This window comes from Brevundimonas sp. UBA5936 (assembly GCA_002430835.1).
Lineage (GTDB): Bacteria > Pseudomonadota > Alphaproteobacteria > Caulobacterales > Caulobacteraceae > Brevundimonas.
The window spans coordinates 725-25,651 of the sequence record DJDA01000117.1; the positions used below are offsets into that span (position 1 = coordinate 725).

Consider the following 24,927-nt stretch of genomic DNA (forward strand, 5'->3'; position numbering starts at 1 on the left):
GCCCTGCCGGGCGTCGGGCGCAAGACCGCCAGCGTGGTGCTGAACGAACTGGGGATCGAGCCGGCCATCGCGGTGGACACCCACGTCTTCCGCGTCTCGCACCGGCTGGGCCTGGCCAATGCGGCGACGCCGGACAAGGTGGAGCAGCAACTGCATAAGATCGTGCCCGAGGCCTGGCTGCCCAAGGCGCACCACTGGCTGATCCTGCACGGCCGCTACACCTGTCTGGCGCAGCGGCCGAAATGTCCGGGGTGCGTGATCTCGGACCTGTGCCCCTCACGCGCCAGCTTCATGGGCGTGTAGGCCTAACGCTCCAGCCGCGCCCGCACCGCCTGACCGAAGCGGGCGCCGGCTTCGGGCGCGGCGGCCAGGTAGAAGTCCGGCTCGATCAGTTCGGCCTCCATCAGCACCCAGTCGCCGTCGTCGTCCTTGGTCATGTCGATGCGGGCGTAGAGCAGGTCTTCGTCGATGGCGGCCAGGGTGCGTTCGGCCAGATCGAGCGCGCCCTGGGGCGCGGCCTTCAGCGCCTGGTAGCGTCCGCCGTACTGGGTCTGGATGCGGAACTCGCCCGCCGCGCCGGGGCGCTTGTTCACGACGTGGCTCAGCTCGCCGCCGAAGTAGAGCAGGGAGGTCTCGCCCTCGGTCTCGATGGCCTTGAGGTAGGGCTGGATCATCGTCCCGCCGACGGGGGCGTCGGCCAGGGCCGCGTCCAGCAGGTCGCCCGCCGCCACCCGCAGGGTGCGCCAGGCGCCGCCCGAGACGGTCGGCTTGACGATCAGGGTCTCGGCCCCCGTGGCGGCGAAGGCGGCTTCCAGAACCGCAGCGTCGACGTGGTCGGCGAAGATCGTTTCGGGCACGGCGACGCCCTTTTCCGCCAGGCGGGCCAGATAGCGCTTGTCGGCGTTCCAGCGCAGGGTCGCGGCCGGATTGGCCAGGGGCGCGCCCGCCTCGGCCCAGGTCGTGCAGGCCTGCACCCAGCGGTCGTGGTCCTGATGATAGCCCCAGACCAGCAGCGGCAGGACCAGGGGGAAGTCCATCAGGGCGCGGGCGTTCTCGACGTGATCGGTCCAGGGCGTCGGCCGGGCCGTGATCCCCGCCGTCGCCAGCGCCTCGCCCAGCCGGTCCAGCACGCCGGGCCACAGGGTCGAATAGGTGGGATCGGCCGGATCAGGGGTCAGGACGGCGACGTCGGTCATGGGCGCGGCTCCGCAAGGCCCGGCGAGGGCCGTGTGCAACAGGTCCATCGGCTTTAGGCCGCCGCCGCATCGGCGTGAAGGGCCGCTTTTCGTCGGGAGGCGGGGCCGGCGCACTGGCGCGCGGCCGTCTCGCCCGCTATGGGGCGGATATGACCCAATCCCTGCCCGCCTTCGCCCAAAACGCCCGTTTCGACGTCTGCGCCCTGGGCAACGCCATCGTCGACGTCCTGGCGCCGTGCGATGCGGCCTTCCTGGAGGCCAAGGGCCTGATCCCCGGCTCGATGCAGCTGGTCGACGAGGCGCAGAGCGCGACCCTGTATGACGCCATGGCGGCGGGGGTCGAGGCCTCGGGCGGTTCGGCGGGCAACACCGTGGCGGGCGTCGGTTCGTTCGGCGGGCGCGCCGCCTATATCGGCAAGGTGGCCAAGGACACCCTGGGCGAGGTCTTCAGCCACGACATCCGCGCCGTCGGCGTCCACTTCGACACCCCCGTGCTGGAAGACGGCGCGGGCAAGGGCTTCGGCACCGGCCGCTGTCTGATCAACGTCACGCCGGACGGCCAGCGCACCATGTGCACCTTCCTGGGCGCCGCCAACCAGCTGACCACGGCCGATGTCGACGCGGGCGTGATCGGCGACAGCGCCATCGTCTATCTGGAAGGCTATCTGTTCGATCCGGCCCCGGCCCGCGCGGCCTTCGAGGCCGCCGCCGCCGCCGCCCATGCGGCGGGCCGCAAGGTCGCCATCACCCTGTCGGACAGCTTCGTCGTCCATCGCTGGCGCGCCGAATTGCTGGCCTTCATCGAGACCTCGGCCGACATCGTCCTGGCCAATGAGGCCGAGCTGCACGCCCTGTTCGAGACCGAGGACTTCGACCACGCCGCCGCCCACCTGGGCCGCCTCGTCGAGGTGGCGGCCGTGACGCGCGGCGCCGCCGGTTCGGTGCTGTTCCGCGGCGGCGAGCGGGTCGAGGTCGCCGCCTATCCGGTCGAGAAGGTCGTCGACACCACGGGCGCCGGCGATCAGTACGCGGCGGGCGTTCTGCTGGGCCTGTCGCGCGGCCTGTCCCTGGCCGAGGCCGGGGCGCTCGGCTCGCTGGCCGCGTCGGAAGTCATCGCCCACTGGGGGCCGCGTCCGATGGTGGGGCTGAAAGACCTGGCGGCGCAGCACGGCCTGAGCCTCTAAGAGCCGCGACAAAGGGTCGGACGTCGCGCCCGCTTGCCGTGGGGCGCTGGGCCGCGTAATCGGCGGCCCATGTTCGGCCTCGCCAATCCCGACCGCTTCATGCGCTTCACCGGCCCCCTGGTTCCGGTGCTGTGGATCTGCGCGCTCGGCCTGCTGCTGCTGGGGACGTGGTTCAGCTTCACCGCGCCGGGCGACTATCAGCAGGGCGACACCGTCCGCATCATGTTCATCCACGTCCCGGCCGCCAGCCTGGGCCTGATGGCCTATGGGGCGCTGGGCGTGTCCAGCTTCTTCGCCCTGGTGTTCCGTCATCCGCTGGCCGATGCGGCGGCGCGGGCGGCGGCCGTGCCGGGCGCGGCCTTCACGGCCCTGGCGCTCGTCACCGGCTCTCTGTGGGGCCAGCCCATGTGGGGGACGTGGTGGGTGTGGGACGCGCGCCTGACCAGCGTGCTGGTGCTGTTCCTCTTCTACCTCGGCTACATGGCCCTGCGCGCCTCGATCGACGATGAGGCCAAGGCGGCGCGCGCGGCGGCGGTGCTGGGGCTGGTCGGCCTGATCAATCTGCCGATCGTCAAGTTTTCGGTCGACTGGTGGAACACCCTGCACCAGCCCGCGTCGCTGCTGCGGTCGGGGGGGACCAGCGTGGACCCGGTCTTCCTGCCCGCCCTGTTGACCATGATGGCGGCCTACGCCGTGCTGTTCGGCGCGATCTGGCTGACGTCGATCCGCACCGAGGTCCGTCGCCGCCGCGTTCTGACCCTTCGCGCCCGCGCGGCGCTGGAAGCCTAATGGAGGCGCTTCGTGCTTGATCTGGACATGAGCCCCTACGGCGCCTTCGTCTGGCCCGCCTGGGGGATCAGCGCCGTGGTGTTGGCCGCCCTGTCGGCCCGCGCCTTGATCGCGGCCCGCCGCTGGAAGCGCGAGCTGGCCCGGCTGGAGGCTGCGCGCAAATGAAACGCTGGCTGGCCCTTTTGCCCATCGTCGTCCTGGCGGCGCTGGGGATCTTCCTGATGACGCAGATGGACCGGATGGCGGGCGATCCCGCCGCGGGCCCGACCTATAAGCCGGACGCCCTGGTCGGCCAGCCGATCCCGGAGACGACGGTCCTGCCGATCCTGGCGGACGGCAAGGCCGGCAGCGACCTGCTGGACCTGAAGACGGCGGGCGTCGGCAAGCCGATGATCGTCAACCTGTTCGCCAGCTGGTGCGCGCCGTGCCGTCTGGAGCATCCGCATCTGATGAAGCTCAAGGAACAGGGGATCGCCGTGGTCGGCGTGGCCTACAAGGACGATCCCGTCGCCACCGACGCCTTCCTGGAAGAGCTGGGCGATCCCTACCGCCTGGTGCTGGTCGACCGCGAGGGGCGCGCCGGGCTGGACCTGGGCGTGTCGGGCGTGCCCGAGAGCTTCGCCGTCGACGCCTATGGGACCATCGTCGCCAAGTCCTCGGGGCCGATCCTGACCGACGCCGACCTGAAGAAGTTGACCGACGCCCTGAACGCCCCCGCGCGTTGAGGCGATCGCCCGAAACAGGGTGAATCGCGCATTAACCATATCTAGACGAAGCGCGGGCATCCTCAGCCCATGTCCGCGATTTCGTCCGAGCGGCCGGCCTTTCCGCCCCAGGCGGGCGGTGCGGCTCATACCCTGAGAACGGCCCAGTCGGCCTTCTTCCGCCAGGCCATGGGTCTGGCGGCGCCGGCAGCGGTCGAGGAGACGGCGCGTCCGGTTGCGGCGGCTTCTGCGCCGGTCGAACAGGTGGCGCCGACGTCGCGCCTGCAACGCCCCGGCTCCCTGCTCGACATTCGGGTTTAGGGCGCAGCCTCAATACCCCGCTCATCCCGACGGAGGCCAGGAAAGGGAGGGCTTAGCCTTCAGCCGCGCCCGTGAGCGGGACCACGACGGCGTCGGCGGCGTCGTCGGTCTGTGCTTGCTCCACGACCGGCTCGCCCTTTTTCTTCTTCTTGCCGCGGCCGTCGGCCTTGCCGTCGCCCTTGCGCGCGGCCTTTTCCGCCTTCTTGGCGTCCTTGGCCGCCTTCTTCGCCGCCTTGATGTCGGCGCGGGCCTGTTCGGGGGCGGCGTCGGCGGCGTCGGACAGGCTGCACAACAGGTCCAGGAAGCTGTCGCGCTTGGACTTGGGCAGCAGGCCCATGATCCGCTTGTCGGCGGCCTCGACGCGCGGGCGGGCGGCCAGCAGGGCGGCCTCGCCCTCGGGCGACAGGCGCACGGCCTTGGCGCGGGCGTCCAGCGTCGAGCGTTCACGCTCCAGCAGGCCCTTGGTCGTCATCCGCGCCACCAGGTCGGCCAGGGTCGAGCGGTCGATGCCGGTGGCCTTGACCAGGTCCGTCTGCGTCAAGCCCGAGCGGGCGGCCACGGCCTCCAGCACGGCGAACTGGCGCTGGGTCAGGCCGTCCGGCCCGGCTTCCTCGGCGTAGATGTCCAACGCCAGCTGCAACGCGCGGTGCATCAGATGGCTGGGCGATTCCGCCAGCCCGCCCTTGATCTTCGCCTGCTTGCCCGACTTGATCATCGTCTTCGTTCCCGAACAGCCCGATACCGGCCGTGGCCGGATGATGCTGCAACAGCTAACAGCCCGGCTTAACGCTTTGACGACGTTAAGGCTGACGGTTTGAAGACATTTAGTTGGTGGGCCTACCGGGCTTCGCCCTACTTGAGGCCCAGAATGGGTGCGTGAACGGGCCACTCACTCCGTCATCCTCGGGCTTGACCCGAGGGTGACGGCGAGAAGCGAGACGCTCTGAACCTAGAGGCCCGTGTCGGGGGAGACGGGGCCGCGTTCCTCGTCCTTGGTCATGTTCTTCAGGATCAGCGGCACCTGCGACAGGCCGAAGATGGAGGCCGCAATCCACAGCACGCCGCGGAAGGCCGTCCAGACGCCGTTGGGGTCGGGCGTGCCCAGGTTCAGCGCCGACCAGATGGCGGTGACGGCGGTCGGACTGCGGAACACCTCATTGGCGATGGCGACGGCCAGGAAGTAGAGGCCGTAGCGGAAGGTCAGCTTGCGCCAGGCCTCGTCCGTCACCTTGATGGCCGAACCCAGCAGAGCCTTGAACGGATACTTCTTCAGCGGCAGCGAACCCAGCAGGACGGCGGCCAGCAGGCCGTTCTGCACCGTCAGCTTCAGCTTCACGAACAGGTCGTCGTCGGTGACGATGGTCAGGACGCCGAACACCAGGGCGAAGCCGCCGGTGATCAGGGGCATGGGCGCCAGACGCCGCTCCAGGATGAAGCCGACGGCCAGGGCGATCATCGAGGCGATGACCAGAACCCAGGTGGCCTTGATCATGTCGCGGGTGATGAAATAGGCGGCCATGAAGGCGATCAGGGCGCCGAAGTCGACGGCCTGACGAATCCATTGCGGGCGCTTGGTTTCGGACGCTTCACTCATACGCTTCAGTCCTCAAGCCCGACCAGAGATCGGGAAAACGCGCGCGCATCGAACGGTTGCAGATCCTCGACCCCCTCGCCGACGCCGATCAGCTTGATCGGGGCGTCCGAGGCCTGGGCCACCGGCACCAGGACGCCGCCGCGCGCGGTGCCGTCCAGCTTGGTCATCACCACGCCCGAGACATAGGCGGTGCGGCCGAAGATCTTTTCCTGCTCCAGCGCATTGCGGCCGACGGTGGCGTCCAGCACCAGCAGGGTCTCGTGCGGGGCGTCCGGGTCGACCTTCTTCAGCACGCGCACGATCTTCAGCAGTTCGTCCATCAGGGTCGACTTGTTCTGCAGCCGCCCGGCCGTGTCGATCAGCACGACGTCGAAGCCTTCTTCCCTCGCCTTGGCGAAGGCGTCGAAGGCCAGGCCGGCGGCGTCGGCGCCGTCGCGGCGGCTCTCGAAATGGGCGCCCGCGCGGTCGGCCCAGACCTTGAGCTGTTCGCGAGCGGCGGCGCGGAAGGTGTCGCCGGCGACGATCATCACCTTGGCGCCCTTGGCCGTCAGGTCCGAGGCGATCTTGCCCAGCGTCGTCGTCTTGCCCGAGCCGTTCACCCCGACGAACAGGACGACATAGGGCTTGGGCCCCGACAGAGGGTCGAACGTCGCCTGACGCGGCGTTAGTTCGGCGGCCACGGCCTCGGCCAGGGCCTCCTTGACCTCACGCTCGTCGGAGGTCTTGCCGAAGCGCAGCTCGCGGAACCGCTCGACGATGCGGGCCGAGGCGGCGGGGCCGAGATCGCTCTCGATCAGATGCTCTTCCAGTCGCTCCAGCGCCTCCTCCGAGAGGGGCTCTTTGACGAAGGTCGAGACGACCTGATCGGTCATCTGTTTCGAAGACCGGGACAGGCCTTCGCTCAGCCGCTGGAACCAGCCTTTTTTGGGCGTATCGCTCATGACGTGAGCCTTAGCCGACAGCGGTTCTCAGGTCACGCGCGATCCTTGCGGCGCCTTTTTCTTCCGTCATTCTCGGGCTTGTCCCGAGAATCCATAAACGCCGGGGTTGACGGGGGGGCCCTGTCGGCCGACCTCGAGTCTATGGATCCCCGGCACAAGGCCGGGGATGACGGCGGAGGGGACGGACGCGGCCGGAGGCTTTGGACCGAGCGCGTCCGACAGGAGCGAAAGATTGATGGCGAAGACGCATTCCTTCCACGCCCCGCGCAGTCACGGCTTCGTGCGCGTCGCCGCCGCGACCCCGGTGGTCCATGTCGCCGACCCTGCCGCCAACGCCGAGGAACACGAACGGCTGATCCGTCAGGCGGGCGAGCAGGGCGCAGACCTGCTGGTCTTCCCCGAACTGTCCTTGAGCGCCTACGCCATCGACGACCTGCACATGCAGGCGGCCCTGCTGGAAGAGGTCGAGCGCCAGATCGCCCGTCTGGCCGAGGTGGCGGACGAGGCCGGCGTCATCGCCGTGATCGGCGCGCCGATCCGCAACGGCGACGCCTTGTTCAACTGCGCCGTCGTGCTGGGCGGGGGCGAGGTGCTGGGCGTGGTTCCCAAGACATATCTGCCCAACTACCGCGAATATTATGAGAAGCGCTGGTTCGCCTCCGCCGCCAGCCGATCCGAGGACGCCGTCGTCCTGAACGGCGAGCGCGTCGATTTCGCGCCGGGCCTGATCTTTGAGGCGACCAACCGGCCGGGCTTCGTCTTCGCGGTCGAGATCTGCGAGGACTTCTGGGCGCCGCAGCCGCCGTCGACGCGGGCGGCGTTGGCGGGGGCGCGCATCCTGTGCAACCTGTCGGCCTCCAATATCGTCATCGGCAAGGCGGACGAGCGCGCCTTGCTGTGCGCCAGCCAGTCGGCGCGCACCCTGTCAGCCTATGTCTTCGCCGCCTCGGGCTGGGGCGAGAGCACGACGGACCTGGCCTGGGACGGTCAGGCGACCATCCACGAACTGGGCGCGCGGCTGGCCGAGGGCGAGCGTTTCGCCCTGCATAGCCATCTGACGGTCGCCGACGTGGACGTGGACCGCATCGGGCTGGATCGGCTGCGCAACGGCACCTTCGCCGACTGCGCCCGGCTGGAGGGCGAGGCTGCGACCGTGGTGCCGTTCGAGGCGGGGCAGGGGCCGGGCGACGCCCTGATCCGTCCGCTGGACCGCTTCCCCTTCGTGCCGGACGACGCCGCGCGTCTGGATCAGGACTGTTTCGAGGCCTTCAACATTCAGGTTCAGGGCCTGATGCGGCGGATGACGGCGACGGGGGCCAAGACGCTGGTCATCGGCGTCTCGGGCGGACTGGATTCGACCCAGGCTCTGCTGGTCGCCTGCCGCGCCTTTGATCGGCTGGAACTGCCGCGCGCCGGCATCCTGGCCTTCACCATGCCGGGGTTCGCCACCTCGGAAGGGACAAAGTCGAACGCCTGGGCGCTGATGGATGCGGTGGGCGTCACCGGCGCCGAGATCGACATTCGCCCCGCCGCCGAACAGATGCTGCGCGACATCGGCCACGCCTTCGCGGACGGCGAGCCGGTGCACGACATCACCTTCGAGAACGTCCAGGCGGGCCTGCGCACCGACTATCTGTTCCGCTTGGCCAATCAGAACCATGGCTTTGTGCTGGGCACCGGCGACCTGTCGGAACTGGCGCTGGGGTGGTGCACCTATGGCGTCGGCGACCACATGAGCCACTACAACGTCAACGGCGGTGTGGCGAAGACCCTGATCCAGCACCTGATCCGCTGGGTGGCCGAGCGCGGTCTGGTGGGGGAGGCGGCGGTTTCGACGCTACACGCCATACTGGCCACCGAGATCTCGCCCGAACTGGTGCCGGCGGGCGCCGACGGGGCGATCCAGTCCACGCAGAGCATCGTCGGCCCCTATGCGCTGAACGACTTCTTCCTGTTCTACATCAGCCGCTTCGGCCTGAAGCCGTCCAAGGTCGCCTATTTGGCGCATCAGGCCTGGGGCGACGCCGCGACGGGCGCCTGGCCGGTCGGTCTGCCGCAGGCGGATCGCACGGCCTATGACCTGCCGACCATCAAGGGCTGGTTGCGGAAGTTCCTGATTCGCTTCTTCCAGACCAGCCAGTTCAAGCGCTCGGCCGTGCCGAACGGGCCGAAGGTGGTCACGGGCGGGTCGCTGTCGCCGCGCGGCGACTGGCGCGCGCCGTCGGATTCCTCGGCGCGGGTTTGGCTGGACGAGCTGGACGCCAATACGCCTGATGGTTGAAACGACCCGCCTGGGGTTTACCCGCCCGCACGGCGCGGGTTAGCGTTTTCTTCTCCCCGCCCTCTGTGAGCCTGACACACCCGGTCGTGCGGGAGAGCCCGGATCTGTCCGGGTCAGCCTTGGGCTGAGCGTTCGGGGTTGAAGAAGGATACGCCATGCGTTTTGCAACGGCCGCCGCCCCGACCGCCATTCTGGCCGCCCTGTTCCTGACCGCCGCGCCCGCCCTGGCGCAGGACGCCGCTCCAGCCCCCGCTGCCGCCGCAGCGGCAGCCGGTGAACCGACCGACGCCGAACTGGCCCAGTTCGCCGCCGCCATGAAGACGGTCCAGAGCGTGGCCGCGACCGTCCAGAATGGAACGCCCACCGAGGAGCAGCAGGCCCAGATGGCCGGCGCCGTGCAGAACTCGGGCCTGGCCGTCGAGCGTTTTAACGCTATTTCGGCCGCCGTTTCGGCTGACCCGATGCTGCAGGCCCGCGCGGCTGTGGCGGGCGCGACGCCGTCCGCGCCCGGCTCGGTCGGGGCTGGCGTCACCGACGCCGAAGCCGGTCAGTTCGCCGCCGCCATGGGCGAGATCTCGGGCATCGCCCGCGCCCTGAACGGCGCCCAGCCGAACGCGGAACAGCAGGCCCAGATGGCCGCCGCCATCCAGAACTCGGGCCTTGAGATCGAGCGCTTCAACGCCATTTCCGCCGCCACGGCTCAGGACGAGCACCTTCAGGCGCGCATCGCCCTTGCCCAGGCGCGTCAGGGCGAATAGGCCATCTGAACGAGGGTCGTCGCTGATGCGGCGGCCCTTCTTCCATTTCAGACAGGACTGATCATGAGCGACGACGTCACCAAGGACTCCAACGGCAACCTCCTGTCGGACGGCGACAGCGTGACCCTGATCAAGGATCTGAAGGTCAAGGGCTCGGGCGGGGTGACGCTGAAGCGCGGAACCCTGGTCAAGAACATCCGCCTGACCGGCGACCCCGACGAAATCGAGGCCAACGTCGAGAAGGTGCGCGGCCTGGTCCTGCGCACGGAGTTCGTGAAGAAGGCATAATTTAGGGGGCCTAACGCGCTTCGCGCTACTTGAGGCCCATTAGACGGCCTATCGTGCTTCGCGCTACTTGAGGCCAATTTAGCTGGTCGACCGGGCCTCGTACTGCTGGAGGCCCGGCAGGCTGCCTCAGCCCACTTCCGCCAGGAATTCGAAGATGGCGGCGCGGGCTTCGGGTTCGTCCAGCATGGGGGCGTGGCCGACGCCGGGAACCTCGGCATAGGCCAGGGCGGGGGCGGCCTTCTTCATCCTGTCGGCGATGGTGGAACTGAGCAGGTCCGAGGTTCCGCCGCGCACCAGCAGGGTCGGCTTCTTGCGCGCCAGCGCCCGGAACGAGGGCCACAGGTTGGGAACCAGCGCCTTGGACCCCGCCGCCTTGATCGGCGCTGCGATGTCGGGGTCATAGTCCAGCACGGGCGCCCCTTCGGTTCCCTCGCGGAAGATGCGGCGGGCGAAGGCGGCCCAGTCGGCGTCTGAATAATGGGGGAAGGCCGCCTCATTGATGCGCCGGGCGTAGGCGGTCGCGTCGTCCCAGCTTTCGACTGCGACGGGCTGGCCGGTATAGGCGGCGATGCGAGCCAGTCCCTCGGCCGCGACCTCGGGGCCGACGTCGTTCAGGATGGCGGCGGCGATGGCCTTGGGCTTGATGGCCGTCAGCGCCAGGGTGATCAGCCCGCCCATGGAGGTGCCGAGGAAGACCGCCTTCTCTACGCCTGCCTGCTCCATCAGGGCCACGACATCCTTCGCATAGACGTCCGGCGTATAGGTCATGGGATCGGGCGCCCGGTCCGACCGGCCGCGCCCGCGTACGTCGACGGCCAGGACGCGGCGGCCGCTGTGGGCGATCAGGCCGGCGATGACGCCGAAATCGGCGCTGTTGCGCGTCAGGCCGTGGATGGCGATGACCGGCAGGCGCGCCGGACCCTCGGCCGGAGCATAGTCGCGGGCGTAGAGGCTCAATCCGTCCGGCGAGGTCCAGCGCCGCTCGACGTAGCGGTCGGCCAGCGGGGTGGTCATCGGCATGGATCGTCTCCGAACAGCAGTTCCGTTCCAGCGACGTTAATTCATCAAATGTAGAATAGCGATCAGGCGGGCGGCAGATCGCGGATGAATTGATCGAGATCGCCTTCGGTGAAGCGGTGGCCCGCCACGCCTGCGCGCCGCGCCGCCTCCATGTCCGAGGGCTGGTCGCCGATCATCAATGAGCGGGAGAGGTCGAGGTCGTGCTCGGCGGCGGCCCTCAGCAACATGCCGGGATTGGGCTTGCGGTCGGGGTGGTCGGGATGGCGATAGCGTTCGTCCGCCGCTTCAGAATGGAAGGGACAGGCGTAGACGGCGTCGATGCGTCCGCCGCCTTCGGCCAGCCGCGCGACCAGCCGGCGGTTGAAGTCGTGCATGGTCTCTTCGCTGAACATGCCGCGCGCCACGCCGGACTGGTTGGTGACGATGACGGTGACATAGCCCGCCGCGTTCAGCCGCTTCACCGCCTCGGCGGCGCCGGGGATCAACACCAGTTGATCGGGCCGGTGCGGATAGCCGCTGTCGACGATCAGCACGCCGTCACGGTCGAGGAAGGCGGCGGGGCGCTGGGTCATGCGGGCTCCGTCAACAGGGCCGAGAAGGCGGTCATCAGGTGATAGAGGCTCGAGGCGGGAACGGCGGCGTCCAGCGGTCGTCCCTCGGCGTCAAAGGCGTCGATCCACAGGCCGGGCGTCGTCGTGGCCAGGTGGGTCTGGAACAGGCGATCGATCAATCCGGCCGCCCTGAGGTGTTCGCCGCGCGTATGTAGGACGCGCAGAAGCTCGGTCTGGGCCCACAGGCGTACGCCGCCGTCGCGGACCTGGCCGATCCGGTTGATCTCGCGGACGGCCAGTCCATCGGCGCGGACCCCGCAGGTCAGGGCGCTGGTGTAGAGGGCGCGCGCTGCGGAGCTCAGATCCGGCAGGCCGAGGCGTGCGGCTTCGCCCAGCAGCCAGACCCATTCCATGTGGTGGCCGGGCTCGATGCATTGGCCTTCTGAACCGGGGCGCGGGCTCCAGTCGGCCTCGTAGAACTCGCCCAGCATCAGATGCTCGCGGTCGAAGAAGCGCCGGTTGAACAGGTCCAGCACCGAGCGCGCCGCCGCCTCGAAGGCCGGATCGGGCGCCGTCGCCTGCCAGGCTAGCAGGGCCTCCAGCATGTGCATGTGCGGGTTCTGGCGGCGCGGCAAGACCGGCGGCACGGCCTCCTGCCAGCCGCCGTGGACCGGGTCGGCCATCTGCGCCTGGATGGCCGTCAGCGTCTCCAGCGCCAGCCGCTGCGCCCGTTCGTCCTTCAGCACGCGGTGCGCGGCGGCCAGGGCGAACAGGACGAAGGCCAGGTCATAGAGGTCGGGTGTGGCGTCGATAACTGCGCTTGCGTCGTCCGTGGCGCGCACCCACAGGCCGTCGTCCCGACGGTTGCGGCGGATCAGGGCGTCCAGGGCGGCGCGGGCGACGGGTTCGGCATCGGTCCAGCCCAGCGCGGCGGCTTGGATGAAGACATAGGTCTGTCGCGCCTGGACGCGGGTGCGGCGGGGGACGCCCGTGACGGGCCGCCCATTGAAGTCCAGCTTCTCGAAGAAGCGGCCCTGATCGTCGATCCCCGCCGTCGCCCACAGCGGCAGGGCCTGGCCGAACAGCCAGTCATGGACCCGGTTCCTGGCGGCGGCGTCGAAGCTCATGGGTCCGGCTTAGGCGGCGCTCTCGCCTTTGCCAAGCGGCGGTTTCGTTGCATCGCGCAACGCGAAGTGACTCCGGGGGGTTTGTTCAGCACCCCGCCGCTTTGCTAGGACGCAGGCTGACACAGACGACCCGCCTTCGCGTCCGCGCCCCGGAGCCTTGGACTTCCGCCCGCGCCGGCCCCATCGAGAGAGCGACATCGCAATGACCATTCCCTTCATCGACCTTCAGGCTCAGCGGCTGCGCCTCGGCGGCAAGATCGAGGCCGCCGTTCAGGAGGCCGTCGTCGGCGGCGCCTGGGTCATGGGCCCGCAGGTGCGCCAGTTCGAGGCCGACCTGGCCGCCTTCGGCAAGGCCAAGCACGCCCTGGGCTGCGCCAACGGCACCGACGCCCTGGCCCTGCCGCTGATGGCCTGGGGGATCGGGCGCGGCGACGCCGTCTTCGTCCCCAGCTTCACCTTCGCCGCCACGGCCGAGGTCGTGCCCTGGTTCGACGCCGAGCCGGTCTTCGTCGACGTGGACGAGAACACCTACAACATGGACCCGGCCGCGCTGGAGCGCGCCATCGAAGGCGTCCAGGCCGAGGGCCGCCTGACCCCGCGCGTGGTCATCGCCGTCGACCTGTTCGGCCAGCCCGCCGACTATCCGGCGATCAAGGCGATCTGCGACAAGCACGGCCTGAAGCTGATCTCGGACTCGGCCCAGGGGTTCGGCTGCACCATCGACGGCGCGCACCCGCTGAAATGGGCCGATGTGACCACCACCAGCTTCTTCCCGGCCAAGCCGCTGGGCTGCTACGGCGACGGCGGGGCGGTGCTGACCAATGACGACGACCTGGCCCAGCTGATTGATTCCATCCGCGTTCACGGCAAGGCGGTCGGGGTGGATCTGAAGGACCGCACTTTCGACCACGACCCCAAATATCTGAACATGCGCGTCGGCCTGAACAGCCGTCTGGACACCATTCAGGCCGCCGTCCTGATCGAGAAGCTGAAGGTCTTCGCGCAGGAGATCGAATGGCGCAACGCCGCCGCCGCCCGCTATAATGAAGGCCTGCGTCCCCACGTCGCCAAGGTTCCGGACGTCCCGGCAGGCAAGGTCTCCAACTGGGCGCAATATACGGTCGAGCATCCCGACCGTGACGCCCTGGCCGCGCATCTGAAGGATCAGGGCGTGCCGACGGCGGTCTATTATCCGATCCCGCTGCACCTTCAGCCCGCCTATGAGCACTATCCGCGCGGCGCGGGCGGCCTGCCCGTCACCGAGCGGCTGAAGGATGTGGTGATCAGCCTGCCGATGCACGCCGATCTGGATGCGGCGACGCAGGACCGCATCATCGCCGCCGTCGCCAGCTTCAAGGCCTGATCCGCATGACTCTCCATCAGCCCCCCCTCAAGATCGGCGTCGCCGGCGCCGGCGTCATGGGCCGCAACCACGCCCGCGTCCTGGCCGAGCTGCGCGACGTCGAGCTGACGACCGTCTTCGATCCCGACGCCGTGACGGCCGAGGGCGTGGCCGCCGCCTATGGGGCGACCGCCGTGACGACGGCCGAGGCCTTCGTCGTCGCCGGTCTGGACGCCGCCGTCATCGCCACGCCGAACCGCTATCACGCCGAACTGGGCGTGGCCCTGCTGAACGCGGGCGTCCATGTGCTGGTGGAGAAGCCGATCGCGGCCACGGTGGCCGACGCCCAGGCCATGATCGACGCGGCCAGGGCCAATGACCGCGTGCTGATGGTCGGCCATGTCGAGCGCTTCAACCCGGCGGTCGAGACGGTCAAGCGCGCCATCGACGGCGACGAGATCATCTCCATCCAGATCACCCGCGTCGGCCCCTTCCCGCCGCGCATGGGCGAGGTCGGGGTGGTCATCGACCTGGCGGTGCACGACATCGACATCATCCGCCACCTGACGGGGTCGGAGATGACCGAGGTTCAGTCGCTGCTGGGCCACACCCACGCTTCGCGTGAGGACTCGGCCCTGCTGCAGTTCCGCATGGACAATGGGGTGATCGCCCACATCACCACCAACTGGGTCACGCCCTACAAGACCCGCGTCCTGCAGGTGGCGACCAAGAACCGCTTTATCGTCGCCGACCTGATCACCCGCCAGGTGACGGAATTCTTCGGCCAGCAGCCGGACGGCTCATACTCCACGCGGATGCTGAACGCTTGGCCCGCCGAGCCGCTGAAAAAGGAACACGAGGCCTTCATCCACGCCATCCGCACCGGCGAGACGGCGGCGGTCAGCGGCGAAGACGGCCTGCGCAATCTGGAAGTGGCGCTGAGGTGTCTGGGGGAGTGATCGCCTGATACTCCGCTCACCCCGGCGGACGCCGGGATGAGCGGGGAGAGTTTAGGCCTTCACCACCTGCATCGTCAGCCATTCGGCGATCAGGGCGGGTTTGTCGCCGCCGTCGATCTCGACGGTCAGTTCGTGCTTCAGCAGCCAGCGGCCGCCGCCCTTGTCCTCGGCCGACAACAGTTTGAAACGGCCGCGCACGCGCGATCCCGACGGCGCCGGGGCGAGGAAGCGCAGGCGGTCGAAGCCGTAGTTCACCCCCATCACCAGATCATCCAGCGGGGCGACCGCATCCATGCTCATGGCCGAGGCGAGGCTGAGGGTCAGGAAGCCGTGCGCAATGGTCCCGCCGAAGGGCGTCGCCTTCGCGCGCTCGGGGTCGACGTGGATGAACTGCTCGTCCTCGGTCAGCCCGGCGAAGGCGTCGATGCGCGCCTGATCCAGCGCGAACCAGCGGCTGACGCCGACCTCCTGTCCGATCAGGGATTGAAGTTCGCTGGCCTTGGTCATGTGACGCCCCTCCCGTTTGCGCCAGCCTTGCGCGGGGAGGGGGCGGAGGCAAGGCCTACCCCTCGAAGCGTCCCTCGATGATTTCGCTGAACAGGCCGGGGTCGACGTTGCCGCCCGACAGGACGATGCCGGTGGTCAGCCCCTTCGCCTCGACCTTGCCCGAGAGCAGGGCCGCCAGCGACACGGCGCCGCCCGGCTCGATGACCAGCTTCAGCCAGCGGAAGGCGAAGCGCATGGCCTCTGCGACCTCGGCGTCGGTGACGGTCGCGGCGCCCGCCAGGCGCCGGTTGATCGGCCAGGTCAGTTCGCCCGGCATGGGCGCCATCAGGGCGTCGCAGATGGACGGCGACCCTTGCGGATGGGCGGTGCGGGCGCCCGCCTCCAGCGAGCGGCGAGTGTCGTCGAAGGCGTCGGGCTCGACCACGATGACGCGGGTGTCGGGGCTCTGTTCGGCCATGACCAGATTGATCCCGGCGATCAGCCCGCCGCCCGAGGCGCCGCACAGCAGTTGATCTATCGGAACACCGGCCTGTTCCAACATCTCCAGCCCGACCGTGCCCTGGCCTTCGATGATGAAGGGATCGTCGAACGGCGGGACCAGCACCGAGCCGCGCTCGGCCGCGATTTCGGCGCCGATGGCCTCGCGGCTTTCGGTCCAGCGGTCGTAGAAGCGCACCTCGCCGCCGAAGGCGCGCACGCCCTCGACCTTCACCGTCGGGCTGTCGGACGGCATGACGATGACGGCGGGCGCGCCGACAGCCTTGGCCGCCGCCGCCACCCCCTGCGCATGATTGCCCGAGGAATAGGCCACGACGCCGCGCGTCTTCTCTTCCTCGGTCAGGCGGCTGACGCGGTTATAGGCGCCGCGGAACTTGAAGGCGCCCGCGACCTGAAAGGTCTCGGCCTTCATCAGGACGCGACCGCCGATGGCTTCGTTCAGGGCCGGATGCTCGATCAGCGGCGTGCGGACGGCGGCGGGGGCGATCTGGCGGGCGGCGTCGACGACGCCTGAGAAGGAGGGCGTATGCATGGGTTCCCTCTTACGTCGCGGCGCAGGCTCTGCATAACTCACATCATGCAAGCAAATATGATCCTCGCCATCGACCAGGGCACGACCTCGACGCGGGCGATCGCGTTTGAAGTCTCGCCCGAGAGCGATTTCCACGCTGTCGCCGTCAGCCAGATCGAGCTAGCGCAGCACTTCCCGCAGTCGGGCTGGGTCGAGCATGACGCGGCCGAGATCTGGCGCGCGACGCTGCAGACCTGTCGCGAGGTGGTCAGGAAGGCAGGCGGCGTCGGCCGCTTCGCCGCCATCGGCATCACCAACCAGCGCGAGACCTCGGTGATCTGGGACGCGGCGACGGGCGAGCCCCTGCACCGCGCCATCGTCTGGCAGGACCGGCGCACGGCTGAGGCGACCACGCGGCTGGCGGCGGCAGGGCATGAGGCGGCGGTGCAGGCGGCGACGGGCCTGATCCTCGATCCCTATTTCTCGGCCTCGAAATACGCCTGGCTGCTGGACGCTGTGCCCGGCGCGCGCGAACGGGCGGCGCGGGGCGAGGTCAAGCTGGGCACCATCGACGCCTGGCTGATCTGGAAGCTGACGGGCGGAAACAGCCACGTCACCGACGCCACCAACGCCAGCCGCACCAGTCTGATGGACCTGACGTCGCGCGCCTGGCGACAGGATCTGTGCGACCTGTTCGGCGTGCCGATGGCGGCCCTGCCGGAAATCCGCGACTGCGACGCCCTGCTGGGGAAGGCCGATGCGTCCCTGCTGGGGCGCGCCCTGCCCATTCATGGGTCGGCGGGCGATCAGCACGCGGCCCTGGTCGGGCATGGCGCGCTGACGGCGGGGGACGCCAAGATCACCTACGGCACAGGGGCCTTTCTGGTCGCCAATGTCGGCGATGCGCCGGTGGCCTCGACCTCGCGGCTGCTGGGGACGTTGGGCTATGCGGCGGACGGAGAGGCGGCCTATGCGCTGGAGGGGTCCATCTTCTCGGCCGGGTCGGCGATCCAGTGGCTGCGCGACGGGCTGAAGGTGCTGTCGGATTCGCGCCAGTCCGAGGCCATGGCCCAGACGTTGAAGGACAACGGCGGGGTCTATCTGGTCCCCGGCTTCACCGGCCTGGGCGCGCCCTGGTGGGAGCCGGAGGCGCGGGGCACGGTCGTCGGCCTGACCCGTGACAGCGGACCGGCGCACATGGTCCGCGCGGCGCTGGAGAGCCTGGCCTATCAGACCCGCGACCTGCTGGACGCCCTGACGAAGGACGGCGCGCCGCCGCTGAAGCGGCTCAAGGTCGATGGCGGCGTCACCGCCAACGCCTTCGCCATGCAGTTCATCGCCGACATCTGCGAGGTCGAGGTCGAACGGCCCGCCTTCCAGGAGATGACGGCCATGGGGGCGGCGCGGCTGGCGGCCTATGGCGTCGGTCTGACCGAGGCCCTGTGGACCGCTCCGGCCGAAGCGCCCGCCGTCTGGACGCCGCGCATGGGAGCCGAGGCGCGGGCGCGGCTGCTCAAGGGCTGGCGCGGCGCAGTACGGGCGGCCATCATCGCCGCCCAGCCGGAGGAGGGGGAATGACCGAGGCCACGGATTCACAGGCATTGGACGCTCAAACTACGTTTTCGGGCACGCGCGAGGTGGACGACCGCCATCGGCTGGACGAGGCGGCGCTGGACGCCTGGCTGGCGGCGAACGTCGAGGGCTACGCCGGGCCGATGACCCTCCGCCAGTTCAAGGGCGGCCAATCCAACCCGACCTATGAGCTGACCACGCCGGGCCGGACCTATGTGCTGCGTCGCAAGCCGCCGGGCGCGCTGCTGGCCAGCGCCCACGCCGTGGACCGCGAGTTCGCCGTCATCTCGGCCCTGCACGCCCAGGGTTTTCCGGTCGCGCGACCTTATGCTCTGTGTACGGATGATGGCGTCATCGGCTCCATTTTCTACGTCATGGAGAAGGTTGACGGCCGCATCTTGTGGGACTTGAAGCTGCCCGGCCTGACCCCGCCGGAGCGCCGCGCGATCTATGACGCCCAGGTCGATACGCTGGCGGCCCTGCACCGGCTGGAGCCGGAGGCTGCGGGCCTGGCCGACTACGGCAGGGCGGGGAACTATTTCGCCCGCCAGGTGGGGCGCTGGACCAAACAGTATCGCGCCTCCGAGATCGAACCGATCGCGGCCATGGATCGGCTGATCGCCTTCCTGCCCGACAGCCTGCCGCCCGAGGGGCCGACGCGGATCGTGCATGGGGACTTCCGCCTCGACAATCTGATCCTTGATCCCATCGAGGCGAAGGTGCGGGCGGTGCTGGACTGGGAGCTGTCGACCCTGGGCGACCCGATGGCGGACTTCTCCTATCTGCTGATCGCCTGGGTGATCCCGGCGTCCTTGCGCAACGGCCTGGCCGGAGCGGACCTCAAGACGCTGGGCGTTCCTTCGGTCGCGGAGATGGTCGAATGCTATGCTCAGAAGACCGGGACGGCGGCGCCGACGAACCTGGACTGGCTGTTCGCCTATAATCTGTTCCGGCTGGCGGCCATCTGTCAGGGCATCGCCGGACGGGTGCGCGACGGCACCGCCGCCAGCGCCCACGCCAAGGCCATGGCCGCCCAGGTCGGCCCGCTTTCGGACGCCGCCTGGGGCTTTGCGCGCAAGGCGGGCGCCTAGCGGAGCCATACGGAAACAGTTTTTGTTACGGATCGATTTGTGAAACGCCTTCGGAAGGCCTACCTTCCCATCAGGAGCATGAACCCTGATGTCTGACAGCCAACGTTTTCCCGTCGCCGCCCACGCCCTGGCCTATCTGGCCCACAAGGGCGCCTATGCGGCGACCGAGGCCGAGCCGAGCGCCGTCCTGGCGGCCTCGGTGCCGACCAACCCGGTGGTGATCCGCCGGGTCACGGCCCTGCTGGCCAAGGCGGGCCTGATCGCCACGCGCCCGGGCGCGTCGGGCGGCTCGTGGCTGCTGCGGCGGCCCGAGGATATTCGCCTGGATGAGGTGCTGAAGGCGGTGAACGGCTGCGCCCAACTGGGCTCGCCTCCGGCCGGAGCCAAGGGCTGCCCGGTCGGCGAGCATATTCCGCGCCAGGTGGCCAAGGCCCTGACGGCGGCGGATCAGGCGGCGGGCGCGGCCCTGTCGAAGATCACCATCGCCGACCTGCTGGCCGAAGACCCGGAAGTGTTGCGTCCGTTTGCGCCGCATCCGTGCTGCCCCAACGCCGACGCGGCCTGACGAGGCGTCCTTGGGGGAGGGGCGTCGCACTGTTCTGATCACGGGCGCTTCGGCGGGCATCGGCGCCGCCCTGGCGCGCGTCTGCGCGGCGCGGGGGCATGACCTGATCCTGACCGCCCGGCGCGAAGGGCCGCTTCAGGCCCTGGCCGGGGAACTGGCCGCCGTCCACGGCGTCGCTGCGACCGTGGTCGTCGCTGATCTGGCCGAGCCGGAGGCGCCCGCGTGTCTGGTCGAGGCGATCGCGGCGCGGGGATTGAGCGTCGACGGCCTGATCAACAACGCGGGCTTCAGCCGCACCACGGGCTTTCTGACGACCGACCCAGACGACCACGCCGCCATGATCCGGGTCATGCTGAGCGCGCCGGTCGAGCTGTCGCGCCTGGTGTTGCCCGGCATGGTCGCGCGCGGCTGGGGTCGGGTGCTGAACGTGGCCTCCCTGGCCGGACAGATGCCGGCGACGGGCGGCGACACGCTTTACGGCCCGATCAAGAGCTTCCTGATCAAGGCGTCGCAGGGGTTGTGGCTGGAGACGCGAGGGACCGGCGTGCACGTCACCGCCCTGTGCCCCGGCTACACCTATACCGAGTTCCACGACGTCAACGGCTCGCGCGATCAGGTCTCGGCCGCCTATCCCAAGTGGATGTGGATGGACGCCGACCGCGTGGCCCGCATCGGCTGGGACGCGGTCGAGGCCAACCGGCCGCGCGTGACGCCGGGCGTCGCCAACAATGTGCTGGCGGCGCTGGGCGGGCTGCTGCCCGACGCCCTGGCGCTGAAGATGGTCGGCGGCCACGCCAGACGGCTGGACCGCCTCTAGAGCTTTAGTGCCCGCCGGAGGGGTAGGGGGTGGTGACGCCCGCGCTGAACATGCCCGGCAGGGCCTCGCCCAGACCCATCAGGATGAACTGGATCGCCAGGGCGCACAGGATCAGGCCCAGCACCCGCACCACAATGGCCATGCCGACGTCGCCCAGGATGCGGCTGATCGGGCCGGTGGCGGCGAAGCACATGAAGGTGACGACACAGGCGGCGACCATGGCGGTCAGCGACGCCGCCGTGCCCGCCGCGCCTAGCTTCTGGGCCTCGCCCGCCTGGATGATGATGGCCGAGATGGCGCCCGGTCCGATCATCAGGGGAATGGCGAAGGGCACGATCAGGCGCTTGAACCGGCGCTTGGCGTAGCCGCGCACGTCCTGGGCGTCGGTCGCGGCGTCGGCGTCGGCGAAGATCTTGAGGAAGTCCTCGCGCGCCATGTCCAGGCCCAGCAGCAGCAAGAGGATGCCGCCCGCGATGCGGAAGGCGGCCAGCGAGATGCCGAAGAACTGCAGCAGGCCCAGGCCCGTGAAGAAGAAGAAGCCGAGGAAGACCGCCGCGAAGGCGCAGATCATGGCCGAGACGGTGATGCGCTGACGCAGGGAGGCGCCCGCCGTGGCCGCCGCGAAGATCGGCACATTGCCGATCGGGTCCAGCAGGGCGAACAGCGCCACGAACAGGTTGACCCCCAGATCGACCGCGTTCATTGCTTGCCCCCGCCTTAGAAAACCCGCCGCGCGACCGCGACCCCTTGTCTCACCTATCGGGGCATCCGCGCGCGCCTGCAAGCCGCCGAGAGCCGGAAATGTCAGCAGACCGCCCCAATCGCCCCTTCGACCCGCGCGTCATCTGCGCCCTGGACGTGCCGACGACCGATGAGGCGCGCGCCCTGGTCGAGCGGATCGGCGATGCGGTCGGCTTCTACAAGGTTGGGCTGCAGCTGTTCGCCTCGGACGGCATGGGGCTGGCGGGCGAGCTGAAGGCGTCGGGCGCCCAGGTGTTCCTGGACTGGAAGCTGCACGACATCGGCGCGACGGTGGAGAAGGCGACGGCGGTGCTGGCGAACGCGGGCTGCGACCTGCTGACCGTCCACGCCCGGCCGCAGGTGATGGCGGCGGCGGCGCGCGGCGCGGCGGGGTCGGACCTGAAGATCCTGGGCGTCACCGTCCTGACCAGCCTGACGGACGATGACCTGAAGGCGGACGATCACAGCCTGTCGGCGGCCGAACTGGTGGAGCAGCGGGTGCGTCAGGCGCTGGAGGCCGGTATCCACGGCGTCGTCTCCAGCCCGCATGAGGCGAGCCGGGCGCGCGAGATCGCGGCGGCGGCGGGTCGCGAGGACTTCCTGATCGTGACGCCGGGGGTGCGGCCCGCAGGCGCGGCCCTGGACGATCAGGCGCGCGCCGCGACCCCGGCCAGCGCCCTGCAATCTGGCGCGACCCATCTGGTTATCGGCCGTCCGATCACGGCCGTCGCCGATCCGCGTGCGGCGGCCCAGGCGATCACCCAGGAGATCGCCCTGGTCTGAGGCCTATGGGCTTGATCCGTAAGGGGTCTGCTTCACGTGAAACAAGAAGGGCGGCGTCTGCTGGCGCCGCCCTTTTTCGTATCAGCCGCGCTCGCCGCGTTCCTGGCGGTAGGGCCGCTCGGTCGGAGACGGCGGTGCAGGCGGGGCGGGCGGCACGGCGTAATAGCCCTGGTCGAAGTTCACGACCGGCGGGGCGGTTTCGACGCGCGGCGGCTCGACGTAGACGTTGGGGCGGGCCACCTCGACCTGGGCCGGGGCGACGCGCACGTCGGCGGCGGCCACATGGACCGGCGGCGGCGCTACGTGGACGCGGGCCGGTTCGACGTAGACCGGGGCCGGCTGCACGAAGACCGGCGGCGATTCCACATAGACGGGCGGCTGCGAGACATAGACCGGCGGCTGGCTGACGTAGATCGGCTCGGCGCGGTAATGCACCGGCTGCATAGGCTGGGGCGGCGGGCCGCAGCGGCCGCAGTCGTAGCCGTATCCGCCCTGATAATAGCCCTGCTGGTATCCGCCCTGATATTGGCCCTGATACTGGCCGCCGTAGCCGCCATAGCCGGCGCGCGCCCAGGGGTAGCGGCCGTAGCCGTCGACCGGATAGCCGAAGGGCATGGAGCGGGTGACGCCGGAATAGGCGTAGCCGCCATGCTGGATCGGCGGCTGCGACGGGGCGATCACGACCGGCGGACGAACCCCGGCGCCGCCGTAGCCGTAACCATAGCCGTAGCTTTCGATCGGGCCGTAGCCGCCCTGCCAGCCGGTGTCGCTGTACCAGGTCTGGGCGCGGGTCTGGACCACGGGGCCGCGGGCGTAGCCGGCGGCGGCGTTATATCGGGCGCCGGCCTGATGGGCCTCGGCCGCTCCGGCGATGAGGACCGCCGCGCCTGCGGCGGCGTAGAATAGAGCCTTCATGGCTGCGCTCCTTGTTTCAGCCGTAAAGGTTAATGCGGATCTCGCCAGAGCGTTCACTATTCTCCCATCAAGGGAACCGGGGTCTTTTCCCTTCATGTCATGGGGAGCGGGACCGCGAAGCGGCGGCTGGGCTGCGCGCCGAGCGATCGCGCTCAAATCAGCTCAAGCAGCGAGCCGCCGCGCGGCGAGCGGTAGCGCCCTAAAAGTCTACCGCCAGGCCCTTCTTCTCCCAGTCGCCGAAACGGGTCGGTTCCGGGCCCTTGCGGCCGCCGACCTCGTTCGGAAGCGCAGCGGCTTCCTCGGCGGCGCGGCGTTCGGCGGCCTCCAGCAGGGCCCGGCGGGCGACCTCGTTCAGGGGGCGCTCGGGCGTGGCGTGGGGCACGTCGGCGTTGAAGGCTTCCTCGGGGGAAGGTTCGGTCGGATGTTCAGTCGGGGGGGTGGGCTGTTCGGTCACAGGTCGCCTGCCTTGAGAGCGGGGATACTGCGGCTCAAATAGACGTTCCGGCTGAACACGCCACCCCTGTCGCCTGAAACCTTTCGCCTGAAGCCCCGCATGAACCATCTGAAGACATTCGCCCTGCTGGCCGCGATGACCGCCCTGTTCATGGGGATCGGCTATCTGATCGGCGGCGCTACAGGCATGGCGATCGCCCTGGTCGTGGCGGCGGGCATGAATGTCTTCAGCTATTGGAACGCGGACAAGATCGTCCTGAAGATGTACCGCGCCCAGCCGGTGGACGAGACCCACCCCAACGCCGTGGTGCGCGCCTATGTCGCCGATGTGAAGCAGATGGCGCAGGACGCCGGCATGCCTCTGCCCAACATCACCATCATCCCGAACGATCAGCCGAACGCCTTCGCCACGGGGCGCAACCCCCAGAATGCGGCGGTGGCGGCGACGACGGGCCTGCTGGACATGCTGACGCGCGAAGAGATCCGCGGCGTGATGGCGCATGAACTGGCCCATGTGAAGAACCGCGACACCCTGACCATGACGGTCACGGCGACGGTGGCGGGCGCCATCGCCATGCTGGCTAACTTCGCCCTGTTCTTCGGCGGCGGCGACGACCGCGAGCGTCCGGGCGGCATGATCGGAACCATCGCCCTGATGCTGCTGGCGCCGATGGCGGCGGGCCTGGTGCAGATGGCCATCAGCCGCACCCGCGAATACGAGGCCGATCGCGTCGGCGCCGAGATCGCCAACGACCCTCAGGCCCTGGCCTCGGCCCTGCAGAAGATCGAGGCTTATGCGCGCGGGGCGGTGAACGCCCCGGCCGAGCGCAATCCGGCGACGGCCCATATGTTCATCATCAATCCGCTGAACGGGAAGGGGGCGGACAATCTGTTCTCGACCCACCCGGCCACCGGCAACCGCGTGCGCGCCCTGATGGAGCTGGGCGCGAAGATGGGCATGGGCGGGCGCGTGCGCCCGGCGGCGGCCTTCGTCGCGCCTTCACCGTCCGCCGCGCCGATCCGCGGGACCAGCGTGCCCACGACCGATGACGGTCCATTGTCGCCGCCGCGCGGCCCGTGGGGCTGAACCTTCCGCACCGAGGGGGCTTTGCGTGCGCGGGCATTAGCCGCTAGAGCGCGCGCCATGACCGACGACACCGATCCCAAGCCGTCCGACGCCGAGCGCCCCGAGTGGGCCAAGGCGCATGGCCCGCTGCGCTCCTTCGGGCGCATCAAGTCGCGGCCGATCAAGGCGAAGCAGGCGGCGCTGTTCGACACCCTGATGCCGCGCATCGCCGTGCCGGACCCGGCCAAGGGGCCTATCGACCCCCTGGCCCTGATGCCAGGCGCGAAGGCGGCGTGGCTGGAGATCGGTTTCGGCGGCGGGGAGCATCTGGCGGCCCAGGCGGCGCGTCATCC

At 69.4% G+C, this 24,927-nt stretch carries 29 protein-coding genes and 1 pseudogene; 18 read left to right on the forward strand and 12 right to left on the reverse strand.

Annotated features, from left to right (window positions below):
• Positions 1 to 303 (forward strand): endonuclease III domain-containing protein (locus B2Y21_RS12100; protein ID WP_414632855.1); only part of this gene is annotated, 303 nt, incomplete at its 5' end.
• 2 nt (positions 304 to 305) lie between these two features.
• Here B2Y21_RS12100 and B2Y21_RS12105 read toward each other — a convergent pair.
• A complete protein-coding gene (locus B2Y21_RS12105) occupies positions 306 to 1,196 on the reverse strand; it encodes an ATP-grasp domain-containing protein (RefSeq protein WP_125899597.1) in 891 nt (296 codons plus the stop codon).
• A 149-nt stretch (positions 1,197 to 1,345) separates the two neighbouring features.
• On the opposite strand from B2Y21_RS12105, the gene B2Y21_RS12110 reads away from it, so the two are divergent.
• The 5 genes from B2Y21_RS12110 (at position 1,346) to B2Y21_RS12130 (ending at position 4,194) form a co-directional block, all read left to right on the forward strand.
• On the forward strand, positions 1,346 to 2,380 hold the full coding sequence (locus B2Y21_RS12110) for an adenosine kinase (protein ID WP_292060069.1): 1,035 nt from the start codon (positions 1,346 to 1,348) through the stop codon (positions 2,378 to 2,380).
• 69 nt (positions 2,381 to 2,449) lie between these two features.
• Positions 2,450 to 3,169 carry a heme ABC transporter permease CcmC gene (ccmC, locus tag B2Y21_RS12115; protein ID WP_087141919.1) on the forward strand — a complete coding sequence of 240 codons (720 nt, stop codon included), beginning with the start codon at positions 2,450 to 2,452 and terminating at the stop codon, positions 3,167 to 3,169.
• Between the two features lie 12 nt (positions 3,170 to 3,181).
• Positions 3,182 to 3,334, forward strand: coding sequence for a heme exporter protein CcmD (gene ccmD / locus B2Y21_RS12120; protein ID WP_003166605.1), 153 nt, complete (start codon positions 3,182 to 3,184; stop codon positions 3,332 to 3,334).
• On the forward strand, positions 3,331 to 3,894 hold the full coding sequence (locus B2Y21_RS12125) for a DsbE family thiol:disulfide interchange protein (RefSeq protein WP_292060070.1): 564 nt from the start codon (positions 3,331 to 3,333) through the stop codon (positions 3,892 to 3,894). The genes ccmD and B2Y21_RS12125 overlap by 4 nt, the downstream gene beginning before the upstream one ends.
• Positions 3,895 to 3,963: 69 nt before the next feature.
• A complete protein-coding gene (locus B2Y21_RS12130) occupies positions 3,964 to 4,194 on the forward strand; it encodes a hypothetical protein (protein ID WP_292060071.1) in 231 nt (76 codons plus the stop codon).
• Between the two features lie 52 nt (positions 4,195 to 4,246).
• Here B2Y21_RS12130 and B2Y21_RS12135 read toward each other — a convergent pair whose 3' ends face one another.
• The 3 genes from B2Y21_RS12135 to ftsY all read right to left on the reverse strand — a co-directional run bounded on the left by B2Y21_RS12135 (position 4,247) and on the right by ftsY (position 6,729).
• A complete protein-coding gene (locus B2Y21_RS12135; protein WP_292060072.1) occupies positions 4,247 to 4,909 on the reverse strand; it encodes a MarR family winged helix-turn-helix transcriptional regulator in 663 nt (220 codons plus the stop codon).
• Between the two features lie 234 nt (positions 4,910 to 5,143).
• Positions 5,144 to 5,788, reverse strand: coding sequence for an inner membrane-spanning protein YciB (locus B2Y21_RS12140; protein ID WP_292060074.1), 645 nt, complete (start codon positions 5,786 to 5,788; stop codon positions 5,144 to 5,146).
• Between the two features lie 5 nt (positions 5,789 to 5,793).
• Positions 5,794 to 6,729 (reverse strand): signal recognition particle-docking protein FtsY, encoded by a 936-nt coding sequence (ftsY, locus tag B2Y21_RS12145; RefSeq protein ID WP_292060076.1) that lies wholly within the window; start codon positions 6,727 to 6,729, stop codon positions 5,794 to 5,796.
• A 235-nt stretch (positions 6,730 to 6,964) separates the two neighbouring features.
• Between ftsY and B2Y21_RS12150 the strand changes: the two genes are divergently transcribed.
• From B2Y21_RS12150 to B2Y21_RS12160, 3 genes are all read left to right on the forward strand, one after another.
• Complete coding sequence (locus tag B2Y21_RS12150) at positions 6,965 to 9,010, forward strand: NAD(+) synthase (RefSeq protein WP_292060077.1); 2,046 nt, start codon at positions 6,965 to 6,967, stop codon at positions 9,008 to 9,010.
• A gap of 155 nt (positions 9,011 to 9,165) precedes the next feature.
• Complete coding sequence (locus tag B2Y21_RS12155; RefSeq protein ID WP_292060079.1) at positions 9,166 to 9,768, forward strand: DUF4168 domain-containing protein; 603 nt, start codon at positions 9,166 to 9,168, stop codon at positions 9,766 to 9,768.
• Between the two features lie 63 nt (positions 9,769 to 9,831).
• On the forward strand, positions 9,832 to 10,056 hold the full coding sequence (locus tag B2Y21_RS12160) for an alkylphosphonate utilization protein (protein WP_003166615.1): 225 nt from the start codon (positions 9,832 to 9,834) through the stop codon (positions 10,054 to 10,056).
• Positions 10,057 to 10,182: 126 nt separating this feature from the next.
• Here the strand turns inward: B2Y21_RS12160 and B2Y21_RS12165 are convergent, their stop codons facing one another.
• The 3 genes from B2Y21_RS12165 to B2Y21_RS12175 all read right to left on the reverse strand — a co-directional run bounded on the left by B2Y21_RS12165 (position 10,183) and on the right by B2Y21_RS12175 (position 12,754).
• A complete protein-coding gene (locus B2Y21_RS12165; RefSeq protein WP_292060081.1) occupies positions 10,183 to 11,076 on the reverse strand; it encodes an alpha/beta fold hydrolase in 894 nt (297 codons plus the stop codon).
• Positions 11,077 to 11,138: 62 nt separating this feature from the next.
• Positions 11,139 to 11,648, reverse strand: coding sequence for a D-glycero-alpha-D-manno-heptose-1,7-bisphosphate 7-phosphatase (locus B2Y21_RS12170; RefSeq protein ID WP_292060082.1), 510 nt, complete (start codon positions 11,646 to 11,648; stop codon positions 11,139 to 11,141).
• Positions 11,645 to 12,754: an AGE family epimerase/isomerase gene (locus tag B2Y21_RS12175; protein WP_292060083.1), complete on the reverse strand. Its 1,110-nt coding sequence runs from the start codon at positions 12,752 to 12,754 to the stop codon at positions 11,645 to 11,647. The genes B2Y21_RS12170 and B2Y21_RS12175 overlap by 4 nt, the downstream gene beginning before the upstream one ends.
• Before the next feature lie 202 nt (positions 12,755 to 12,956).
• Here B2Y21_RS12175 and B2Y21_RS12180 point away from each other — a divergent pair, with 202 nt between their 5' ends.
• Positions 12,957 to 14,117, forward strand: a complete 1,161-nt coding sequence (locus tag B2Y21_RS12180) for a DegT/DnrJ/EryC1/StrS family aminotransferase (protein WP_292060085.1) — start codon at positions 12,957 to 12,959, stop codon at positions 14,115 to 14,117.
• 5 nt (positions 14,118 to 14,122) lie between these two features.
• Complete coding sequence (locus B2Y21_RS12185) at positions 14,123 to 15,055, forward strand: Gfo/Idh/MocA family protein (protein WP_292060087.1); 933 nt, start codon at positions 14,123 to 14,125, stop codon at positions 15,053 to 15,055.
• A gap of 51 nt (positions 15,056 to 15,106) precedes the next feature.
• On the opposite strand, the gene B2Y21_RS12190 is transcribed toward B2Y21_RS12185, so the two are convergent.
• A complete protein-coding gene (locus tag B2Y21_RS12190; RefSeq protein WP_125899584.1) occupies positions 15,107 to 15,562 on the reverse strand; it encodes a MaoC family dehydratase in 456 nt (151 codons plus the stop codon).
• A gap of 55 nt (positions 15,563 to 15,617) precedes the next feature.
• Entirely contained in the window at positions 15,618 to 16,592 is a 975-nt protein-coding gene (locus B2Y21_RS12195) for a threonine ammonia-lyase (protein WP_292060094.1), read from the reverse strand.
• Positions 16,593 to 16,649: 57 nt separating this feature from the next.
• Between B2Y21_RS12195 and glpK the strand changes: the two genes are divergently transcribed.
• The 4 genes from glpK (at position 16,650) to B2Y21_RS12215 (ending at position 20,616) form a co-directional block, all read left to right on the forward strand.
• Positions 16,650 to 18,149, forward strand: coding sequence for a glycerol kinase GlpK (glpK, locus tag B2Y21_RS12200; RefSeq protein ID WP_292060096.1), 1,500 nt, complete (start codon positions 16,650 to 16,652; stop codon positions 18,147 to 18,149).
• Entirely contained in the window at positions 18,146 to 19,234 is a 1,089-nt protein-coding gene (locus B2Y21_RS12205; protein ID WP_292060097.1) for a phosphotransferase family protein, read from the forward strand. The genes glpK and B2Y21_RS12205 overlap by 4 nt, the downstream gene beginning before the upstream one ends.
• A gap of 88 nt (positions 19,235 to 19,322) precedes the next feature.
• On the forward strand, positions 19,323 to 19,799 hold the full coding sequence (locus B2Y21_RS12210; RefSeq protein ID WP_087139679.1) for an Rrf2 family transcriptional regulator: 477 nt from the start codon (positions 19,323 to 19,325) through the stop codon (positions 19,797 to 19,799).
• Positions 19,800 to 19,809: 10 nt separating this feature from the next.
• A complete protein-coding gene (locus B2Y21_RS12215) occupies positions 19,810 to 20,616 on the forward strand; it encodes an SDR family NAD(P)-dependent oxidoreductase (protein ID WP_292060100.1) in 807 nt (268 codons plus the stop codon).
• Positions 20,617 to 20,620: 4 nt separating this feature from the next.
• On the opposite strand, the gene B2Y21_RS12220 is transcribed toward B2Y21_RS12215, so the two are convergent.
• Positions 20,621 to 21,319 (reverse strand): MarC family protein, encoded by a 699-nt coding sequence (locus B2Y21_RS12220; RefSeq protein WP_087139683.1) that lies wholly within the window; start codon positions 21,317 to 21,319, stop codon positions 20,621 to 20,623.
• A gap of 98 nt (positions 21,320 to 21,417) precedes the next feature.
• Here B2Y21_RS12220 and pyrF point away from each other — a divergent pair, with 98 nt between their 5' ends.
• Positions 21,418 to 22,140, forward strand: a complete 723-nt coding sequence (pyrF, locus tag B2Y21_RS12225; RefSeq protein WP_292060103.1) for an orotidine-5'-phosphate decarboxylase — start codon at positions 21,418 to 21,420, stop codon at positions 22,138 to 22,140.
• Positions 22,141 to 22,221: 81 nt separating this feature from the next.
• Here pyrF and B2Y21_RS12230 read toward each other — a convergent pair whose 3' ends face one another.
• Positions 22,222 to 23,055, reverse strand: a complete 834-nt coding sequence (locus tag B2Y21_RS12230; protein ID WP_292060105.1) for a hypothetical protein — start codon at positions 23,053 to 23,055, stop codon at positions 22,222 to 22,224.
• A 199-nt stretch (positions 23,056 to 23,254) separates the two neighbouring features.
• Complete coding sequence (locus tag B2Y21_RS12235; RefSeq protein WP_200168705.1) at positions 23,255 to 23,437, reverse strand: DUF1674 domain-containing protein; 183 nt, start codon at positions 23,435 to 23,437, stop codon at positions 23,255 to 23,257.
• Positions 23,438 to 23,608: 171 nt separating this feature from the next.
• Between B2Y21_RS12235 and htpX the strand changes: the two genes are divergently transcribed.
• Together htpX and B2Y21_RS12245 are read left to right on the forward strand one after the other, a co-directional pair.
• Positions 23,609 to 24,595 (forward strand): zinc metalloprotease HtpX, encoded by a 987-nt coding sequence (gene htpX / locus B2Y21_RS12240; RefSeq protein WP_292060107.1) that lies wholly within the window; start codon positions 23,609 to 23,611, stop codon positions 24,593 to 24,595.
• Positions 24,596 to 24,652: 57 nt separating this feature from the next.
• A pseudogene (locus tag B2Y21_RS12245) lies at positions 24,653 to 24,927 on the forward strand (tRNA (guanosine(46)-N7)-methyltransferase TrmB); the annotation flags it as partial.

What these genes read in the sequence shown, in the direction of transcription:
- B2Y21_RS12105 (WP_125899597.1), bottom strand. Translation starts at nt 1,196, where the DNA reads ATGACCGACGTCGCCGTCCTGACCCCTGATCCGGCCGATCCCACCTAT.
- B2Y21_RS12110 (WP_292060069.1), top strand. Translation starts at nt 1,346, where the DNA reads ATGACCCAATCCCTGCCCGCCTTCGCCCAAAACGCCCGTTTCGACGTC.
- ccmC (WP_087141919.1), top strand. Translation starts at nt 2,450, where the DNA reads ATGTTCGGCCTCGCCAATCCCGACCGCTTCATGCGCTTCACCGGCCCC.
- B2Y21_RS12125 (WP_292060070.1), top strand. Translation starts at nt 3,331, where the DNA reads ATGAAACGCTGGCTGGCCCTTTTGCCCATCGTCGTCCTGGCGGCGCTG.
- B2Y21_RS12130 (WP_292060071.1), top strand. Translation starts at nt 3,964, where the DNA reads ATGTCCGCGATTTCGTCCGAGCGGCCGGCCTTTCCGCCCCAGGCGGGC.
- B2Y21_RS12135 (WP_292060072.1), bottom strand. Translation starts at nt 4,909, where the DNA reads ATGATCAAGTCGGGCAAGCAGGCGAAGATCAAGGGCGGGCTGGCGGAA.
- B2Y21_RS12140 (WP_292060074.1), bottom strand. Translation starts at nt 5,788, where the DNA reads ATGAGTGAAGCGTCCGAAACCAAGCGCCCGCAATGGATTCGTCAGGCC.
- ftsY (WP_292060076.1), bottom strand. Translation starts at nt 6,729, where the DNA reads ATGAGCGATACGCCCAAAAAAGGCTGGTTCCAGCGGCTGAGCGAAGGC.
- B2Y21_RS12150 (WP_292060077.1), top strand. Translation starts at nt 6,965, where the DNA reads ATGGCGAAGACGCATTCCTTCCACGCCCCGCGCAGTCACGGCTTCGTG.
- B2Y21_RS12155 (WP_292060079.1), top strand. Translation starts at nt 9,166, where the DNA reads ATGCGTTTTGCAACGGCCGCCGCCCCGACCGCCATTCTGGCCGCCCTG.
- B2Y21_RS12160 (WP_003166615.1), top strand. Translation starts at nt 9,832, where the DNA reads ATGAGCGACGACGTCACCAAGGACTCCAACGGCAACCTCCTGTCGGAC.
- B2Y21_RS12165 (WP_292060081.1), bottom strand. Translation starts at nt 11,076, where the DNA reads ATGCCGATGACCACCCCGCTGGCCGACCGCTACGTCGAGCGGCGCTGG.
- B2Y21_RS12170 (WP_292060082.1), bottom strand. Translation starts at nt 11,648, where the DNA reads ATGACCCAGCGCCCCGCCGCCTTCCTCGACCGTGACGGCGTGCTGATC.
- B2Y21_RS12175 (WP_292060083.1), bottom strand. Translation starts at nt 12,754, where the DNA reads ATGAGCTTCGACGCCGCCGCCAGGAACCGGGTCCATGACTGGCTGTTC.
- B2Y21_RS12180 (WP_292060085.1), top strand. Translation starts at nt 12,957, where the DNA reads ATGACCATTCCCTTCATCGACCTTCAGGCTCAGCGGCTGCGCCTCGGC.
- B2Y21_RS12185 (WP_292060087.1), top strand. Translation starts at nt 14,123, where the DNA reads ATGACTCTCCATCAGCCCCCCCTCAAGATCGGCGTCGCCGGCGCCGGC.
- B2Y21_RS12190 (WP_125899584.1), bottom strand. Translation starts at nt 15,562, where the DNA reads ATGACCAAGGCCAGCGAACTTCAATCCCTGATCGGACAGGAGGTCGGC.
- B2Y21_RS12195 (WP_292060094.1), bottom strand. Translation starts at nt 16,592, where the DNA reads ATGCATACGCCCTCCTTCTCAGGCGTCGTCGACGCCGCCCGCCAGATC.
- glpK (WP_292060096.1), top strand. Translation starts at nt 16,650, where the DNA reads ATGATCCTCGCCATCGACCAGGGCACGACCTCGACGCGGGCGATCGCG.
- B2Y21_RS12205 (WP_292060097.1), top strand. Translation starts at nt 18,146, where the DNA reads ATGACCGAGGCCACGGATTCACAGGCATTGGACGCTCAAACTACGTTT.
- B2Y21_RS12210 (WP_087139679.1), top strand. Translation starts at nt 19,323, where the DNA reads ATGTCTGACAGCCAACGTTTTCCCGTCGCCGCCCACGCCCTGGCCTAT.
- B2Y21_RS12220 (WP_087139683.1), bottom strand. Translation starts at nt 21,319, where the DNA reads ATGAACGCGGTCGATCTGGGGGTCAACCTGTTCGTGGCGCTGTTCGCC.
- pyrF (WP_292060103.1), top strand. Translation starts at nt 21,418, where the DNA reads ATGTCAGCAGACCGCCCCAATCGCCCCTTCGACCCGCGCGTCATCTGC.
- B2Y21_RS12230 (WP_292060105.1), bottom strand. Translation starts at nt 23,055, where the DNA reads ATGAAGGCTCTATTCTACGCCGCCGCAGGCGCGGCGGTCCTCATCGCC.
- htpX (WP_292060107.1), top strand. Translation starts at nt 23,609, where the DNA reads ATGAACCATCTGAAGACATTCGCCCTGCTGGCCGCGATGACCGCCCTG.